16 protein-coding genes are annotated in these 15,605 nt (G+C 45.2%); 5 read left to right on the forward strand and 11 right to left on the reverse strand.

Annotation, left to right across the window (positions count from 1 at the left end):
• Positions 1–59: 59 nt before the first annotated feature.
• From CAN90_RS11960 to CAN90_RS11970, 3 genes are read right to left on the reverse strand one after another with little or no spacing between them, the layout of a single operon-like run.
• Positions 60–1,049: a DUF6179 domain-containing protein gene (locus CAN90_RS11960; protein WP_085834044.1), complete on the reverse strand. Its 990-nt coding sequence runs from the start codon at positions 1,047–1,049 to the stop codon at positions 60–62.
• On the reverse strand, positions 1,046–1,531 hold the full coding sequence (locus tag CAN90_RS11965) for a DUF6323 family protein (RefSeq protein ID WP_085834045.1): 486 nt from the start codon (positions 1,529–1,531) through the stop codon (positions 1,046–1,048). Before CAN90_RS11965 ends, CAN90_RS11960 begins: the two co-directional genes overlap by 4 nt.
• 6 nt (positions 1,532–1,537) lie before the next feature.
• Entirely contained in the window at positions 1,538–2,143 is a 606-nt protein-coding gene (locus tag CAN90_RS11970; protein ID WP_143750829.1) for a TetR/AcrR family transcriptional regulator, read from the reverse strand.
• A 161-nt stretch (positions 2,144–2,304) separates the two neighbouring features.
• Here CAN90_RS11970 and CAN90_RS11975 point away from each other — a divergent pair, with 161 nt between their 5' ends.
• Both CAN90_RS11975 and CAN90_RS11980 read left to right on the forward strand, forming a co-directional pair.
• On the forward strand, positions 2,305–3,348 hold the full coding sequence (locus tag CAN90_RS11975) for a DUF4272 domain-containing protein (RefSeq protein ID WP_242953642.1): 1,044 nt from the start codon (positions 2,305–2,307) through the stop codon (positions 3,346–3,348).
• A 134-nt stretch (positions 3,349–3,482) separates the two neighbouring features.
• Complete coding sequence (locus CAN90_RS11980) at positions 3,483–4,745, forward strand: O-acetylhomoserine aminocarboxypropyltransferase/cysteine synthase family protein (protein WP_085834047.1); 1,263 nt, start codon at positions 3,483–3,485, stop codon at positions 4,743–4,745.
• A gap of 123 nt (positions 4,746–4,868) precedes the next feature.
• Here the strand turns inward: CAN90_RS11980 and CAN90_RS11985 are convergent, their stop codons facing one another.
• The 8 genes from CAN90_RS11985 to CAN90_RS12020 form a co-directional block, all read right to left on the reverse strand.
• Positions 4,869–5,294, reverse strand: a complete 426-nt coding sequence (locus CAN90_RS11985) for an HIT family protein (RefSeq protein ID WP_085834048.1) — start codon at positions 5,292–5,294, stop codon at positions 4,869–4,871.
• 150 nt (positions 5,295–5,444) lie between these two features.
• On the reverse strand, positions 5,445–8,108 hold the full coding sequence (locus tag CAN90_RS11990) for a translation factor GTPase family protein (protein WP_085834049.1): 2,664 nt from the start codon (positions 8,106–8,108) through the stop codon (positions 5,445–5,447).
• Between the two features lie 174 nt (positions 8,109–8,282).
• Positions 8,283–9,260: a helix-turn-helix transcriptional regulator gene (locus CAN90_RS11995; protein WP_085834050.1), complete on the reverse strand. Its 978-nt coding sequence runs from the start codon at positions 9,258–9,260 to the stop codon at positions 8,283–8,285.
• 189 nt (positions 9,261–9,449) lie between these two features.
• The gene (locus CAN90_RS12000; RefSeq protein WP_085834051.1) at positions 9,450–10,322 is read right to left on the reverse strand and encodes an SPL family radical SAM protein; all 873 of its coding nucleotides are present in this window, start codon (positions 10,320–10,322) and stop codon (positions 9,450–9,452) included.
• Positions 10,323–10,377: 55 nt separating this feature from the next.
• A complete protein-coding gene (locus CAN90_RS12005) occupies positions 10,378–10,644 on the reverse strand; it encodes a zinc ribbon domain-containing protein (RefSeq protein WP_085834052.1) in 267 nt (88 codons plus the stop codon).
• Positions 10,645–10,712: 68 nt separating this feature from the next.
• Positions 10,713–11,621 carry a helix-turn-helix transcriptional regulator gene (locus CAN90_RS12010; RefSeq protein ID WP_085834053.1) on the reverse strand — a complete coding sequence of 303 codons (909 nt, stop codon included), beginning with the start codon at positions 11,619–11,621 and terminating at the stop codon, positions 10,713–10,715.
• Positions 11,622–11,705: 84 nt separating this feature from the next.
• Positions 11,706–12,716, reverse strand: a complete 1,011-nt coding sequence (locus CAN90_RS12015) for a C45 family autoproteolytic acyltransferase/hydrolase (RefSeq protein WP_085834054.1) — start codon at positions 12,714–12,716, stop codon at positions 11,706–11,708.
• Positions 12,717–12,919: 203 nt separating this feature from the next.
• Positions 12,920–13,537 carry a GyrI-like domain-containing protein gene (locus tag CAN90_RS12020; RefSeq protein WP_085834055.1) on the reverse strand — a complete coding sequence of 206 codons (618 nt, stop codon included), beginning with the start codon at positions 13,535–13,537 and terminating at the stop codon, positions 12,920–12,922.
• Between the two features lie 197 nt (positions 13,538–13,734).
• On the opposite strand from CAN90_RS12020, the gene CAN90_RS12025 reads away from it, so the two are divergent.
• Genes CAN90_RS12025 through CAN90_RS12035 form a run of 3 tightly spaced genes read left to right on the forward strand, consistent with a single transcriptional unit; the run spans position 13,735 to position 15,530 of the window.
• Positions 13,735–14,295, forward strand: a complete 561-nt coding sequence (locus tag CAN90_RS12025; RefSeq protein ID WP_085834056.1) for a PadR family transcriptional regulator — start codon at positions 13,735–13,737, stop codon at positions 14,293–14,295.
• Complete coding sequence (locus CAN90_RS12030; RefSeq protein ID WP_085834057.1) at positions 14,292–14,669, forward strand: DUF4180 domain-containing protein; 378 nt, start codon at positions 14,292–14,294, stop codon at positions 14,667–14,669. Before CAN90_RS12025 ends, CAN90_RS12030 begins: the two co-directional genes overlap by 4 nt.
• Before the next feature lie 3 nt (positions 14,670–14,672).
• Positions 14,673–15,530 (forward strand): alpha/beta fold hydrolase, encoded by an 858-nt coding sequence (locus tag CAN90_RS12035; protein WP_085834058.1) that lies wholly within the window; start codon positions 14,673–14,675, stop codon positions 15,528–15,530.
• The last annotated feature ends 75 nt before the right edge of the window (positions 15,531–15,605 follow it).

Below are 15,605 nucleotides of genomic sequence, written 5' to 3' on the forward strand. Positions count from 1 at the left end.
AGCTCAAAGTACCCAACGTCTATTTACTTGGGGCATTGCCTCTTGCAAAGCTTAACAATTTACGAGCGTTTTCCACTCTGCCGAATACGCGCTATATAAAAAATACTGCTCATGGTATTGTTGTGAACCGCATTCTCTACCTCAACCGTTATACCGGGCAATGCCGCCATAAGATATTCCTTTGTTCTCTCCGGCAGAGACAGTGCTTCGCAAATTTTATGGAACACAGCCTCAAAAAGTTGCAATAATTCTTCTTTTGGCATTGGAATTAGTTTATCCCTCAAGAAGAGCAAATCCTGCTGCGAAACGCTCAGGGTATAAAAGTTTTTCCCGCACAATGCACAACCAATTGCCGCAGTGAGAACAGGGCCGCATAGATTCACAGGAAGCTCCCGGTAGTCGATCGGCAATCCACAAAAAAGTGCATCCACCGCAGCCGGGTTAAAACAGGCGCAAAACTGGTTTTCACTGTCTGCCCGTTCTAAATACTCCCGTATCAATTCAATACCGGCTAAATCCTCTACGGGCTGCAGCAATGGGTAATCTGCCGTAATATGGATTTGTTGTGCCGAAAACTGCGGGCGGTACAGCTTAAAAAAGCCGTTGATACCATCTTCGAGGGTTGAGCGGTAAAACACATTCGGCGTAACAAAGAGGCGGCGCAGCAAGCTCACATGTATCAGCTTTGTTGTTTTGAGTAGTCTGTCTATTTTTTTGCTGCCGCGAAGAAACAAAGCCTCTGCGCCATCGCTAAGCAGTGCTTGGGCGGCATCGTCAGGATTCTCATATTCTTTAAGGGCAATACCTATGGTAAACAAGATGGATTCCATAATTCCCTCTGCCTCTTCCACCCGAACCGAGCTGCTATCAAGCCCATTATATAGCTGGGTTTGGCGAGCCAAAACCGAAAGGCACGCCAGTTGTATAGCCTCGATTTGCGCCACCGTTAGCACTTCGGTATGGTAGGCCTGCTCAAGCAAGGAGGAAACAAAGTGTGCACCACTAAGCTGTGAACGGTCAATTCGGCTAATTCGTTCCAGCGAGTTCATTCTTCATCCTCCTCTTCGTTATCATTCAAATCCTCGTTGTATTCGGCAGGCCTCCCCCACCGTATATTTTCTGCAAGGCGGTACAGCTCCCTGCCTGCCAAAAGCTGCAAAGAACCCGCACAGGGGCCATCATAAGCCTGTTTCATATAGTCAATTAGCTCGTCATCGCTAATGCGGTCTTCCGTTTCATTCTTATAAAAATAAAACAGCTCCACAAGTTCGTGAAGCGTAGACTCATAATTTTGGTTCATCAGGTACGGAGAGTCACTAAATGCGTAAATGAGTTTTTGTATGACCCCTCCGCCAAGTTCAATTCTCCCCTCTCTTTTTAGTGCAAATGAGCGGGTTTCCACCAGCTGTACTGCCTGCTGTTCTGTTAACTGCAAACCAAAATGGGCAGAGATTTCATTACACTTTAAAATGTCCCCTACCGCTTGTTTTAGGATTAAACCCTGATTTAAAAATCCTAACTCAAACCCCAAAACACATCACTCCTCCTTTAACAGTAACATAGTGCTTTGCACCGCTTGGCGAACAACGGAATGACAAAATTCCTCTTCCTCTTTAATAAGGCGGCGTCCAGAAATATAATTCGAAATCTCTCCGACAATATAGCAGTGTACAAAATGCACTGTCTCCTCTAATTTCGTAGCAACAGGCGGCCTTCCGCTTAGCCCTTGCCATATTTGTGCCACCATACCGTTCATTTGCCCTCGGGCTGCTGCCACCGCAAGCATATTGCTCTCTGGCTGCTGCTCCCCCAAATACTCAAGCCAAACAAGGCGGAACCAACCCGTATTTTCTAAATACACTCGCACCACGGCATTAAAAAAAGCCTGCAATTTACACTCCGGTGCAAGCGTTGTGTGAACTGCCATGCAGATTTGTTCTAACATTTTCTCCATGCACGTAGCGTGCGCTTCCCACAATAGCTCTGTATACGATGAAAAATAGTTATACAGATTTGTATGGGCGCAGCCCAAATCCCGCGCAATTTCACGCATGTTCAGGTTCTGCACATCGCGTCGGTTTTGCAGCAGCTCTAGTGTTCTATTAATTATCTGTTCTTTTGTGATGGGTTTGCGGATCGCCAAAGTTACTCGCTCCAATCTATTACCAGTGGTAATTACCATTGGTAATAGATTGTAACACTCCTTTTGTGTGCTGTCAATGCGTTTTCTGTCATCCTCCTTTTATTAAAAAGAAATATATGGTAATATACTAACAACTCAAACCACAGAAAAGGAGCGCAACCATGGATCAGAATCAAATGCAAAGCGCTATGCAGGCCATGACCGCATGGCTGGCGGATGAACACGAGCTCGGCGCACCTCCCTCAAAAATAGAATGTGCTGGTGAATTTGACTTACATGAGTACCATTACTATATCTTTAAATACAAGAAAGGCTTTCTAGGCAAATGGCTACTGGGTGTTTGCGGAGGCTATGAGCCTGGCGATACCGAGCACTGCGGGCATGTGTTTAGCGAAATGGAACCGTATGATTCTAAAACGGCCGTAGAAAAATCGATTCAAATGGTTGAAAAGATTCGTGCGTACTGGATGCAACAGGCAGAGGAACTGCAAAAGCAGCAAGCACAGCAGCCCCCTCCTCCTTATGACAGGGAATCGGTTACTCCTGAGCAGGAGGAACGTAAAGCGCGCTCCATTGCTATTTTAAAAGAAAAGGGTGTTCCTTACATTGAGCATCTTCCAGTCATTGAAATCGATGTAACCCCACGTACTCCAGAAGAAATTGCAAAGCGTGCCATTGCGTGCCTGCTCAGTGTGCAGGTCGCCTGCGACCTTGCCCACGATGGAGACGTAGAGGAATCTCGCAAATTTTTTCATTCCATGCTTGAGACCTATGGCGTTACCGAAGAATTGACCCCCGCAGAGAGAAAGATATTCTTTGGTGAGCCAGCAAAACAGGATGCTGTTAATTTAGGTTGGAAATACGAAGCCTATTGGCCGTTGATTTGGGCACTGGGGCTAGTGAATGAGCTAAAGTACCCAGACCAAATTTGTGACTGTGAGCATGCTATTGAAGTCGTAAGCTCCTGCAATAGCTTTGAGGAGTTTTTACAAAGCACCTCACCCCGCAGTATAGAAGAAATTTTAGATGAAGCCGATTTGATATTCCGCTACGACTGGGCATGCGTGGAAGCCCGTATACACGGTAAAGAAGCACCTGCCGGCCTGAACTCCAGCGTAGTGGTAGAGCGGCATTGGGGGCTTAATTGGCTGATTGGGAAAAACACCGATAACGACGATTGGGACACCGTATCTACCAATACCTAACCCCTGCCAAAGTAAGGCTTTCATCGCATAGCAATCACAAATCGGCTTGCAAACTGGCTCTTCTATACGGTATGATAAGCCTATTCGGAAAACCATTCTCGCAGATTTACTATTAACCAGGAGGGAAAACTAGCATGAGGGACGAAACAAAGTGCATTCACAGCGGGTATACACCCAAAAATTCGGAGCCGAAAATGGTTCCCATTGTTCAAAGCACCACCTATGTATTCGATTCTACCCAAGAGGTGGGAGACGTTTTCGATGAGCCGACCAAAGCTCTCATTTATTCGCGTTTTGCCAACCCAACAGTGATGGCAGTGGAGCAAAAAATTGCGGAGCTGGAGGGCGGAGTAGGTGCTATGTGCACTTCCTCTGGTCAGGCCGCTACCCTTCTTGCTATTTTAAACCTTTGTAAAGTGGGAGACAGCTTCATTAGCACCTCTCAAATCTACGGAGGAACCTTAAACCTGTTTGCTGTAACTTTGAAAAACTATGGCATTGAATGTATTTTTGTGGATGCCGATGCGGATGAAGAGACCATTGGTTCCGCTGTGCGTGAAAACACCAAGCTTATTTTTGGTGAGACCATCGCGAACCCTGCTTTAAGCGTGCTCGACATTGAAAAGTTTGCCCGCATTGCGCACAGCCACGGCATTCCTTTGATTGTAGATAACACCTTTGCTACGCCCATTCTCTGCAAGCCGTTTGAATTTGGTGCAGATATTATCGTGCACTCTACTTCAAAGTATATGGACGGCCACGCTGTGCAGGTTGGCGGCGTAATTGTAGACAGCGGCAACTTTGACTGGACGAACGGTAAATTCCCAGATTTTACCGAGCCGGATGAATCTTACCATGGCATTACTTATGTAGGGAACTACGGTAAAGCGGCATACATTATTAAAGCCAGAATGCAGCTTATGCGCGATTACGGTGCTTACCCAGCGGCAAACTCTGCGTTCCTGTTAAATTTAGGGCTTGAAACACTTGCTGTGCGCATGGAGCGCTACTGCAACAATGCACTTGCCGTGGCAAAATATCTGGAAGCCTCTGACAAAATTGAGAAAGTCATTTACCCCGGTTTAGAGGGAGACAAATACCACGCTTTGGCGAAAAAGTACCTAAAAGGAACAAGTGGCGTTATCACATTTATCATTAAGGGTGGCAAAGACAATGCTGTAAAGCTTATGGATGGCCTAAAGCTTGCTTCCATTGAAGTGCATGTGGCAGACATTCGCACCTGCGTACTGCACCCTGCCAGTGCAACCCACCGCCAGTTAACCGATGAACAGCTGGTAGCCGCCGGTATTAACCCCGGTATGATTCGTTTCTCGGTTGGTCTTGAAAATATAGAGGATATTATAGAAGATATTGAGCAGAGCCTGCAAAATATCTAAAAATACTAATCTTATAATAATAAGAAAGAAGCTTATCAACATTTTTTTAAATAATGTTGATAAGCTTCTTTTTGTATCTTCTTTAGAAAAACACTTTCTAAAATTATATACTATAAAATGAAATTAGTCTGCCAAAAGTGCTTCGCGAATGCGGCTGATAAGCTCTGCGTTTTTCTTCTCATCAAAATAAACCTGGTCGGGATTCATGGCAAATGTACCGCCCCACTCAGCTCCATCACGGTACTTTGGAACCAAATGAAAATGCAGGTGGTGGCCAGTATCTCCATATGCGCCGTAGTTTACCTTTTCCGGGTGAAACAACTGGTGTATCACCTTTGCCACACGGTTAACTTCCGCAAAATAAGCGTTTCTCTCTTCGTCGGTAAGCTCAATCATTTCACTCACATGCTTTTTATGAGCGACGACCACTCGTCCCTCATGAGATTGCTCTTTGAACAAATATACCTTTGAGGTATCGAGCTCACAAATTTTAATACCAAACTTATCTAGCAGCTCGCCTTCCACACAATATGCGCACGTTGCATCCATTTTTAACCGCTCCTTTTTAATTGCGTTCTAACACCGTTTCCCACTTTTGGGAAAGGCTTATTGAAAATACCATTCAACAACCGCCGTTATTTCTATTTTCGAATTTATTATAGAACGGATGCTTCCTTACGTCAACCAATCTACCGTAATTTAAGAAAGACTTTTCTTCGGTTTTGTCTCCTTACTGCTTTGCGCCTTTTGGTATGCAGCCTGAACTGGGAGTGACTTTTCCGTTCGGTTAATCTGAGCGAGTAGCTCCGCAATTTGCCCTCCTACTGCCTCCACCTCTTGGTGGAACATGCGGGCAGACACCCGAAGTGCCCCATGCCCCAGAATAATCATCTGCTCCATGCCGTCAGAGGTTGCAACACGAACACGGTATTTGCGCGCTAGCTCATAGGTCGTTTTCTCAATGTATGCGTCGGCGGTTTCTGCCTGCTTGGTATATACCACACTAATATTATGGTAACGCTGCACCTCGCCGGTATTCCGCGGAACACGGTACGCATCAAACACCAAAATAACCTCACACTGGCGGTAGCCTTGGTAATTGCTGAGCAAATCCATCAGCAGCTTCCGTGCGGTATCGAGGCTTTCGCGAGCCACTGTTTTTAGCTCGTCCCATGCAAAAATTATATTGTAACCGTCTACCAGCAGGTATTCCGGTCCGGTTGCAATTGGGCGAATCGGCTCAGTGGGTCTGTCAGGCGAAATTGCCCCCATAACCGGTTTTTGCGGCATCCTATCGCGCCGCTTTACCGGGCCATAGGTGCGCTCAAATATTTCTTGCAATTCCTTATCCTGCTCCAAACCACCTGTGTAAGATGCAGGTACTCTCCCCGGAATAGGTAAAACCGCTTTCTCTTGCTCTGCCTCACCACCACTTTGCCAGCCGCTCTCAACATGCATGTATTCCCGCACTTTATTCCACGGTACGGAAAAACCTGCTCCGTGAGTGCAGAAAATGGAATCTGCCGGATGCGCAAGGTCACGCTCCGCCTCATAGCCAATTTCTGCAATCACTTCCTGTGCATTTTGGCACGGCTCATAGCCGCGGTAAAAGCAAGACAGCTTTCCCCTGCCCCTGGTATAAGATAATACCTCTCGACCATAGTCTCGCAGGCCAGCCACGGGCGCACTGCCTGTAAGGAGAGTCAGCTCTCCCTCCGGCTCCGGCGGGGTATTGCTCCCACCCATGCGCTGAATATCCGTCATGGCGCGTCCTACATTTTCCGCAGGAAGCTCCAAACGAAAATCGTACCATGGCTCTAACAGAATACTTTCGGCACTCATCAACCCTTGCCGCACAGCGCGGTAGGTGGCTTGGCGAAAATCGCCGCCCTCCGTATGCTTTACATGGGCGCGCCCTGCCACCAGCGTAATACGCAGGTCAGTAATAGGAGCTCCGGTTAAAACACCGCGGTGAACCCGCTCCTCCAAGTGTGTTAAAACCAGCCTCTGCCAGCTTCGGCCGAGCAAATCTTCGGGACAGGAGGAAAAAACCTGAACACCGCTCCCTCTCTCTCCCGGCTCCAGCAGAAGATGCACCTCGGCATAGTGGCGCAGTGGTTCATAATGTCCCACCCCCTCAACGGGTGCGGCAATGGTCTCTTTATACACAATACTTCCCGACCCAAACTCTACGCTTAGGCCGAAGCGTTCGAATATGAGTGTTTTTAAAATCTCGAGCTGAACCTCACCCATTAGTTGCAGTGAAATCTCACTGTGCTGTGCGTTCCAAACCAAGTGAAGCTGTGGGTCTTCTTCCTCTAGTACACTTAGCTTTTGCATGGCACCGTGGGGGTCGCACCCCTGAGGCAATAAAACCCGGTAGGTTAGCATGGGTTCGAGTACGGGTGCCTCCCCCGCGTGCTGTTCCCCCAGCCCCTGCCCTGCACGGGTTTGGTTCAGCCCCGTTACTGTACAGATGGTTCCGGCAGGTGCTTGCTCCACTGACTGATATTTCGCGCCGGAGTAAATGCGAATTTGATCCACCTTTTCTTCGCTATCCTGCGTTTTTAGCGGCATTTTTACACGCAGGGTACCGCCCGTTACCTTTACATGCGTTAAACGGTTTCCCTGCGAATCACGGGTAATTTTGAATACACGTGCGGCAAAATTCTGCGGGTATTGCGGTAGCTTTGTGTAGGAGGAAAATCCCTTCACTAGCTCTTCTAACCCTTGCAGGCGCAAGGCAGAGCCAAAATAACAAGGGAACACCTTACGACTTGCAATAAGCTCGGCAATCTCTGAATTGGAAAGCGAGCCTTTCTCTAAGTAACGGCTCATCGCTTCTTCGTCGCACACTGCAATGTTTTCCATCCACTCATCGCCGCTTTGTTTTGCTCCAAAATCCACACAGCCCTCCGAAAGAGAGGCTCTTAACTCCTGCAATACATGCTCTCGCTCTGTCCCGGGTAAATCCATTTTGTTGATGAAAAGAAAGGTCGGAATCTGGTAGCGACTAAGAAGCCGCCAGAGGGTTCTGGTATGGCTTTGAATCCCGCTTGCACCACTAATGACAAGAATTGCGTAATCAAGCACCTGCAAGGTGCGCTCCATCTCGCTGGAAAAATCCACATGCCCCGGTGTGTCGAGCAGGGTTACTTCCAAATCCCCGATTGGCAGAACCGCCTGTTTGGAAAAGATGGTGATTCCACGTTCCCGCTCCAAGGATTCTGTATCTAAAAAAGCATTTTTATGGTCTACTCGTCCCAATTGCCGCAGGCGCCCACAGGTATAAAGCAGCCCCTCTGAAAGAGTGGTTTTCCCTGCGTCTACATGAGCCAAAATTCCAACTGCCAGTCGTTTCATATTGCTCCCCAATACCCATTTATTAAAAAGCCGCTACGCCATTTTTTACGGTGATGCTACGGCACGTTTTTTCTTTTGTAATCATACCATTTCAAGGCAAGTGAAGCAACTGCCGTGTAAGCTGTTTGTAGAAAAAAGGCACTCCCGAGTATTCATCGGGAATGCCCTTTTTCTTTATTGCTGGTACTTTGCCGCTTGCTGCTGCAATAACTCTTTCATAGAAGCGATAAGGCTTTTGGGGGCTACGATTTCTGCCTTGTCGCCAAACTGGAACATCCAGCTAAAAAACACGGGACTACTCAAAACTTCCACACAAATTTCAATATAATCACCCTTTTTGCAGAAAGGGACGTCGGGACCAAAACGGTCCATAACAGAATTTGTAAGGCTTTGCTCGAACCGCAGGGTAGCCGTTACCAACTCACCGCTGTGCATGCCAAACATTTGCTTTGTGTACTCTGTTACATCAAAATCCTGCGGTTTTTGTGCGGTCTCTTCGCAAACGGTTACATTGCTCATTCGGTCTACACGGTAGTTCGCAAAATTTTCGTATTTGGAACTGTAGCAGATAAGGTAATATTTATTGTCCTCCCAGCACAGTGCGATGGGGCTTTGGCAATAGTTTTCACCCTCTTTGCGGTAAACCCGCTCCTTATAAGCATTGTAATCAAAATATTGAAAGCATATTTTATAGCCCGACTGAATTGCGGTATGAATGGCATCAATGTTATAGTAGATACTTTCGTTCATGGTTTTGGGTCGAGATGTAGCGTACACTTGTCTGCAAAGCTGGCTTGCCTGCGGCTTGCTTGTTAAAGCCGCTAGCTTTCGGATTAACTCATTGCTTTTTTTTGCGGTAATAAAACGGGAGCTTTGCACGGCATCAACCAACAGCTTTAGCTCTGGCAATTCAAACTCTCGCGCGTCAACGTAATAGCCAACCGTTTTGCTTCTCTTCATTTCTATGTCGAGCCCAAATTCCCGCAGCAGCTCAATATCGGAATAAATCGATTTTCGCTCGGCAGAAATCTTATACTCCGCCAGTGCCGCTATTAGCTCTTGGATGGACATCGAGTGGTCTGCATCTGTGCGTTCCAAAAAAATACGCATCAAATACAGCAGCTTCATTTTTTGATTGGATGAACTGGGCATGCTTTCACTTCCCATACCATTTGATTTCTATTGTAATAAAAGGATATGTTAACAAAAATTCTGTTCAGCGAAAAGTAAGCACAGTATACCATAACTACCAGTATTTGGAAATTCTATATTCTAATAATAAAAATATGAATAATGAAAAGCAAAAAAAATCAGGGCGAAAAACATCGCCCCGATTTTAAACTATTGTGCATCAAATAAGGAAAGCTGCCCACCGGAATCGTCAAAATGAGTAAGGTACTCAAACACCGAACTCGTTTCAAAGCGCATATGGTTTTTTCTGCAAAAGTTTGCTACTATGGCGTCAAGCTCATGGGAATTGGGTAGGCCAAGCTGGTAGCTTGTGCCGTATTTCCGAATATATTGCTCTTTTACACCGGGGAAATGCTCGTCTAGCTTTTGGTAATAATACTCCCGGTTACCGCTTCTTAGCGTTAGCCCCATACCAAACGTTAATATCCCCTGTACACCAGCCTCCCCGCAATACTCCAACAACCCTTGAATATTCTGTTTGGTGTCATTGAGGAACGGCAGAATGGGGGTCATCCAAACTACGGTGGGAATTCCCGCTTTTTGCAGCTCTTTTAGCACCTGAAAGCGCCGTGCCGTAGTCGCTACATTTGGCTCGAGCTTACGGCACAGCGCTTCATCGTAGGTGGTGAGCGTCATTTGGACCACACACCTTGCTTTCCGGTGGATGCTTTGCAGCAAGTCAATGTCTCGTAAAATTAGGTCTGATTTTGTGATGACCGAAAAGCCGAATTCATAGCGGTCAATCAGTTCAAGACTGCGGCGCGTTAGTTGCTCCGTTTTTTCAAGTGGAAGGTAGGGGTCACTCATCGAACCGGTTGCAATCATACAGCGGCTTCGCTTTTTTAGCAGTGCTTCTTCCAGTAGGGTAATTGCATTTGCTTTTACCTCTATATCCTCGAAACGATGCTGCATTTGGTAGCAATCACTGCGGGAATCGCAGTAGATACACCCATGGGTACAGCCACGGTATAAGTTCATCCCGTTTTTGGGAGATAAAATTGATTTTACTTGTTTATAGTGCATCCTATTTCACTCCCCAGGAAGAAGCTGACCGCAAGCTAAGATTTGCAAACAATACTTAGTCCTTCTTCCAACGCTTAAGCATCGGGAAGAATTGGTGCATCATACCGCGTGCCTGCTCGGCATTCATAAAAGAGTTACTTTCTACCATAGGCGGCACACAGATTTCAATCATTTCCTCCATGCTGCCGTTAAATGTGAACTGGCCGTTTTCATAACAGTAGCTACAATAATCTTCGCTTTTATTGCCGTTTGCCTCTGTACCGTATAGATCCTCTCCGGTTCCCATTGGCATTCCACAGCATTGGCAAAATTTCTGTTCCATTTTATAATCTCCTTCCAAATAATTGTTTCGTAAGATTATTGTATCACTCAAAAGCTGACAACTGCATGTCACGTTCTATGTTGCAAACAAATTTTCTCTGCTTCATTCGCCACCCGTGCCTTTATTTCTTCGGGTGCAAGAATGGTAACCTCAGTTCCAAATGAGATTAAATAGCTTACCACCCAATCATCCGGAGGGAAGACAACCTCAACTTGTAAGCTGCCATCTTCGAGCGGTGTTATACTGCTATGCTCAAATTCATCATATACCCGAAAAGATACACGTTTGGAAAATAGTAATTTTAGAGTAACACCGTTACCGCTCTCCATTGGCATTTCAATGGAAGATGGAAAGGCCTGGGTATACTCTTGCTCAAATATTTTTCCCGTGGTGCTCATATCAATGATACGGCCAACCTTAAACACGCGGTAATTTTGTGCTTTCAGGCAAAAAGCCTGCAAATACCAATACTTGTCCTTATAAATTAGCTTGAGAGGATGAACCACTCTCTCGCTGGTTTCTCCATTTGTTCCACAATATAGCAGTGAAAGCTCCTGCTTCCCCAGAATCGCATTCTTTAGCAGCTCAAAACGGGCGGTATCGGTTCGCCGCATTCCCCAGCGTGAAAAATCTACTTCAATCCAATTTTGTGTGGGCTTTTGAAATGCCGAGCCCAGCTTGCTGAGCAGTGCACCAACCTCTTGGTCGGCTGCCTGAAGGCTTTGCACCGCAAACAGAAGCTGGTTCTGTTCTTCGCCGGAAAGCAGTGCTTTCTCAAAGGTGTACCCCGGCATAAGTGAGATTCCGCCGCCCTTGCCCACCGTAGTACAAACCGGTATATCCGCCATAGAGAGTGCCTCTACGTCGCGGTACACGGTACGCACCGACACCTCTAGCTTTTGTGCAAGCTCCGGCGCCGTATAAGTCCCTTTTTCCAAAAGCAAATACAATAGCTGAAACAAACGGTCATTTTTCATTCAGGCGAATCCTCGGCTTTCTCTCTCTCAAAATTCTACGTATATTTTTTATCCATTCATCTATGGAACAATCATTTCGAAAACTCAATATTCGAGCTTCATTCTTTTATCTTCTTCAAAAGGCTTTCGGGCTGGGTTGCCCTCCACCCTCCAGATTTGCTTACGCTTGAGATCATATACCACCGACCAAACCGTGTCGGCATTTTTCTTTCGGTCATATTGGCACATAAAGCCGTATTTCCCGGCTAAGATGTCCTGTGCAAACGGTACCGTATAGCTTTCCCTGTTTTGCTCCAACGCATTTCGCGCGGTTTGATAGCGCTCATCGGATCTCCAATCGTCAATGTCCGGATTTCGGAACGGATACATGGGAGCAGAATTAAAGTTATTTGCCGTTGCTACAAATCCCTCTCCCTCACGAGGACGAATCACCTCAATGGCTACGGGGTTGCATTCCACTACGGCGATTTCGCCGCTTTTGTCTGCGATGGTAAGCGTTTGTGCTGAGGCAATTGGCAGGGAGTGCAGCAAATTAATTGCCTGTGCGGTAGTGCGGCATTTCTCAAGCAGGCAGCGCACCAGCATTCCCGAATTAAGCCCAGGCTTTCGAACATGAGGGTACACAAAGGTTAATCCAACTGCTAAGCCATGCTCATTGACTCCATCCTCCATTTGTACAAAGGCAGTTGTGTTGCCATTAAAGGCAAAGGCTCCCTCTAGGCGGTACAGGCAGTTCATATAAAGCTTTTCAAGGCTTACTAGAAAATCGCTGTTTCTGGCAAATACAATTTCATCCGGAGTGCGAAAAGCAAAGCAGGTGCATTTGTTATCAAACGAAAAGCAGTACATACTGAACAGCAAGGCTTGCAGAGTCTCTACCGGGACCCCGTTTCCCTCTGCGATGCCCTTTATTTCGTCCAACACCTCTGGGAAATGCGTTTCGTATTCCGTCACACATTCCTTTGCAAAAGCATAAGTTTCCTCTGTAAGCGCAAAGGTTGGGCAAGAATCCAGCTTTTTTCCGTTCTTGCGTACAAGGCACCCCCAACGGTACCCTGCTTCATAATGTGTTCCGCTGCATCTAACATGATACATATTTAACTCTCCATTTTATTGAATTGAGAGTTGGCGCCATCTCTTGTTTAAAGCGTAGCCGAATAAAAATTTTATGTCAAGAGGAACATTTTATTTCATTAAAGTCCAGCACTTTCTAGCCTTTTATTGCAGAATACCTCTCATTATGTACCGTAATGAGAGGTTTATTATTTGTTCTAATATGGAGGAACAATCCATTTTATTTACGTTACACAATACCTCAATATAGTTTTGCGTTTGCTTACTTCAACGCGATTTGCATTATCTAAATAAATTTCTCGATGAGAATCACCCACACGCGTTAAACTTTTTTCTTTTGCGAATTCATCCATTTTACTAAAAGAAGCCGGTTCATCATCAAACGAGCCAACATGCAAAATTTCAATACATTTACCGTCCTGCATTGCCTCAAAGTTAATCTCTTCATACAGCGGATTCGGCTTCTTTCTTTTCACTCGTTCTAATGCTTCCTGTACCATTTCATCTGTTATAATATTGGGCTGACAAATCATAATGGTGTACTCCAAATTTTCTTTTACCAGCTCTGCTCCTTCTTTTTGCTTCCAGATTCCCTCAAGTGGGTAGACCGTAAAATCCAATATATCGCTTACAATTTCTTTACTCAAAATTGCAGATTTATACCCCATTTTAATTGCATATGCTAATGTGTATAATGCTGAAACTCTGTCTGAAAAATCAGCCTCGTTTGGGTTGCCTTTACCACTTATCATAATAAATTTTTGCAACGGAATTGTCACAATTCTAGCAGTTTGTTTTGCGCCGTATCTTTCTTTTTCATGCTTTCTCCACTCGTGCTTCATCTCATATACCCCCTTCTCTTATTTATTGTTATTATACATAGCATAACTTGACACCTTCGGTCAGGTTTTATTCTTTAATTTTAGAAAGCGGAAGCTAAAAGCAATCCCTCTTTAATATTTAAATTAAAAAATAAATTGACAAATAGAACACCATATGTTACTTTTAACATATGGCTACTATAACAGGAGGAATCACAATGTCGATTAAATACGCAATTTTAGGTCTTTTGAGTTGGAAATCTTTAACCGGGTATGATATAAAAAAGCTGATGGAAGATTCGGCAATTCTATATTGGAGCGGTAATAATAATCAAATATATAAATCTCTACTTCAATTGCTTGGAGATGGCCTTGTTAGCTCAATCTTGGAGCAGCCGAAAAGTGGACCCTCCAAAAAAACATATACCATTACCGATAAGGGTCAAAATGCTTTAAAAGATTGGGTACTCACCGTACCGGAAGCGCCGGAATTTAAGAAAGCATTTTTTGTTCAGCTTGCATGGTCCGGTGTTTTGAATGATGAAGAGACAATGCAGCTGCTTTGCAAATATGAAGAAGAGCTTACTCTTCAGCTTGCCTACCAAAAAGAAAAACACGAGCGGCGTAAGGGTTACCCCGACCGTAATGAAAAAGAAATTTTTTTATGGAACAAAATGGCTGAAAATGCGATTTCATCCTGCAAATTCGAAATTGACTGGGTAAAGTCTGTACGAACTGAATTGCTGGAGCAAACTAAAAAAGGAGCAACGCAAACATGAATGTAACGTATCATATCATCCCCTGTAACGCAGGGAGCTACCTTAATATTATTACCGCTGAAAACCGTATTGAAACAGAACAACACGCCATAGACCTAATGTGTCTATGTGCCGAAAACAATACAAACAATCTTTGTATTCCCTCACAGGCACTCTCCGGTAAATTTTTTCAGCTCTCTTCCGGCTCTGCCGGAGGAATTCTGCAAAAGCTTGTGAATTACCAAATTCGAACAGCTTTTGTATTGGAGGAAAATTTCGAGCTACCTCTGCGCTTCCGCGAAATGATGTTGGAAGCAAATAAAAGCAATGAGTACCGGTTTTTTTACTCTACTGACGAGGCAGAGCAATGGTTAATGGGTATACAGGAGGTTTAACGCATGGGTAACCATAACATTTACAAAACAGAAAAAGGACGAACCGCCGTTTTAAATGCCTATAACAACATGCTTTCTCGGTGGCCGGTAGCTTATGAACAGCATTTTATCATTACGTGCTTAGGGCACACCTTTGTGCTGCAAAGCGGAGAGAAACAAAACCCACCGGTGATTTTGCTGCATGGCTCCGGTTCTAACTCTGCCATGTGGATGACAACCGTAAGGGAGCTATGCAATTCCCACTGTGTGTATTGCATCGACATTCCTGGCGAGCCAGGGAAAAGCGCAGAGAATCAGCTTTCGATTGCCAATGAAACCTATACGGATTGGCTCGATGATGTTCTGAAAGGGTTAAATCTTCCCCAAGCGGCATTTGTGGGCATTTCTTTGGGAGGTCACTTATCGGCAGCGTATGCCATTCGTTACCCTCAAAAGGTATCGCAGCTTGTACTGATTAATCCATCCGGATTCGGGAAACAAAGAGCCTCATTTATGCTAAAATCGCTGCCGCTTATGCTACTCGGTAAACAGGGCAGGTTCATCATTGCTCACTCTTTATACGGCGATGTAATCCCACCAAAATCGGCAATTCATTACACCACATCAATTGCAAGGCATTTTAAACCAAGGCTTGAGAAAATTCCTTTGTTTAAGAGCAAAGAAATTTGCAAACTAACCATGCCTGTGCTTTGTATCCTGGGGGAAAAGGACACCATGCTTTATGCCGAACAAACCGAAAGACGAATTAACACCCTGCTACCCAACGCAGAGGTGCAAATGATACCCGGTGCGGGGCATGCACTCCTCCACATTGCAAAAGACATTGATTACTTTTTGAACCATAGCGTGCCGGCAAAATAATGTATTACTTATATCATCATGAAAAGAAGCGGCTCTATCTCAAATGAGATTAGAACCACTTCTTTTTTAACATAT

Source organism: Clostridium merdae (genome assembly GCF_900176635.1).
Taxonomy (GTDB): domain Bacteria; phylum Bacillota; class Clostridia; order Oscillospirales; family Acutalibacteraceae; genus Faecalispora; species Faecalispora merdae.

What these genes read in the sequence shown, in the direction of transcription:
- CAN90_RS11960 (WP_085834044.1), bottom strand. Translation starts at nt 1,049, where the DNA reads ATGAACTCGCTGGAACGAATTAGCCGAATTGACCGTTCACAGCTTAGT.
- CAN90_RS11975 (WP_242953642.1), top strand. Translation starts at nt 2,305, where the DNA reads ATGGATCAGAATCAAATGCAAAGCGCTATGCAGGCCATGACCGCATGG.
- CAN90_RS11980 (WP_085834047.1), top strand. Translation starts at nt 3,483, where the DNA reads ATGAGGGACGAAACAAAGTGCATTCACAGCGGGTATACACCCAAAAAT.
- CAN90_RS11985 (WP_085834048.1), bottom strand. Translation starts at nt 5,294, where the DNA reads ATGGATGCAACGTGCGCATATTGTGTGGAAGGCGAGCTGCTAGATAAG.
- CAN90_RS11990 (WP_085834049.1), bottom strand. Translation starts at nt 8,108, where the DNA reads ATGAAACGACTGGCAGTTGGAATTTTGGCTCATGTAGACGCAGGGAAA.
- CAN90_RS11995 (WP_085834050.1), bottom strand. Translation starts at nt 9,260, where the DNA reads ATGCCCAGTTCATCCAATCAAAAAATGAAGCTGCTGTATTTGATGCGT.
- CAN90_RS12000 (WP_085834051.1), bottom strand. Translation starts at nt 10,322, where the DNA reads ATGCACTATAAACAAGTAAAATCAATTTTATCTCCCAAAAACGGGATG.
- CAN90_RS12005 (WP_085834052.1), bottom strand. Translation starts at nt 10,644, where the DNA reads ATGGAACAGAAATTTTGCCAATGCTGTGGAATGCCAATGGGAACCGGA.
- CAN90_RS12010 (WP_085834053.1), bottom strand. Translation starts at nt 11,621, where the DNA reads ATGAAAAATGACCGTTTGTTTCAGCTATTGTATTTGCTTTTGGAAAAA.
- CAN90_RS12015 (WP_085834054.1), bottom strand. Translation starts at nt 12,716, where the DNA reads ATGTATCATGTTAGATGCAGCGGAACACATTATGAAGCAGGGTACCGT.
- CAN90_RS12020 (WP_085834055.1), bottom strand. Translation starts at nt 13,537, where the DNA reads ATGAAGCACGAGTGGAGAAAGCATGAAAAAGAAAGATACGGCGCAAAA.
- CAN90_RS12025 (WP_085834056.1), top strand. Translation starts at nt 13,735, where the DNA reads ATGTCGATTAAATACGCAATTTTAGGTCTTTTGAGTTGGAAATCTTTA.
- CAN90_RS12030 (WP_085834057.1), top strand. Translation starts at nt 14,292, where the DNA reads ATGAATGTAACGTATCATATCATCCCCTGTAACGCAGGGAGCTACCTT.
- CAN90_RS12035 (WP_085834058.1), top strand. Translation starts at nt 14,673, where the DNA reads ATGGGTAACCATAACATTTACAAAACAGAAAAAGGACGAACCGCCGTT.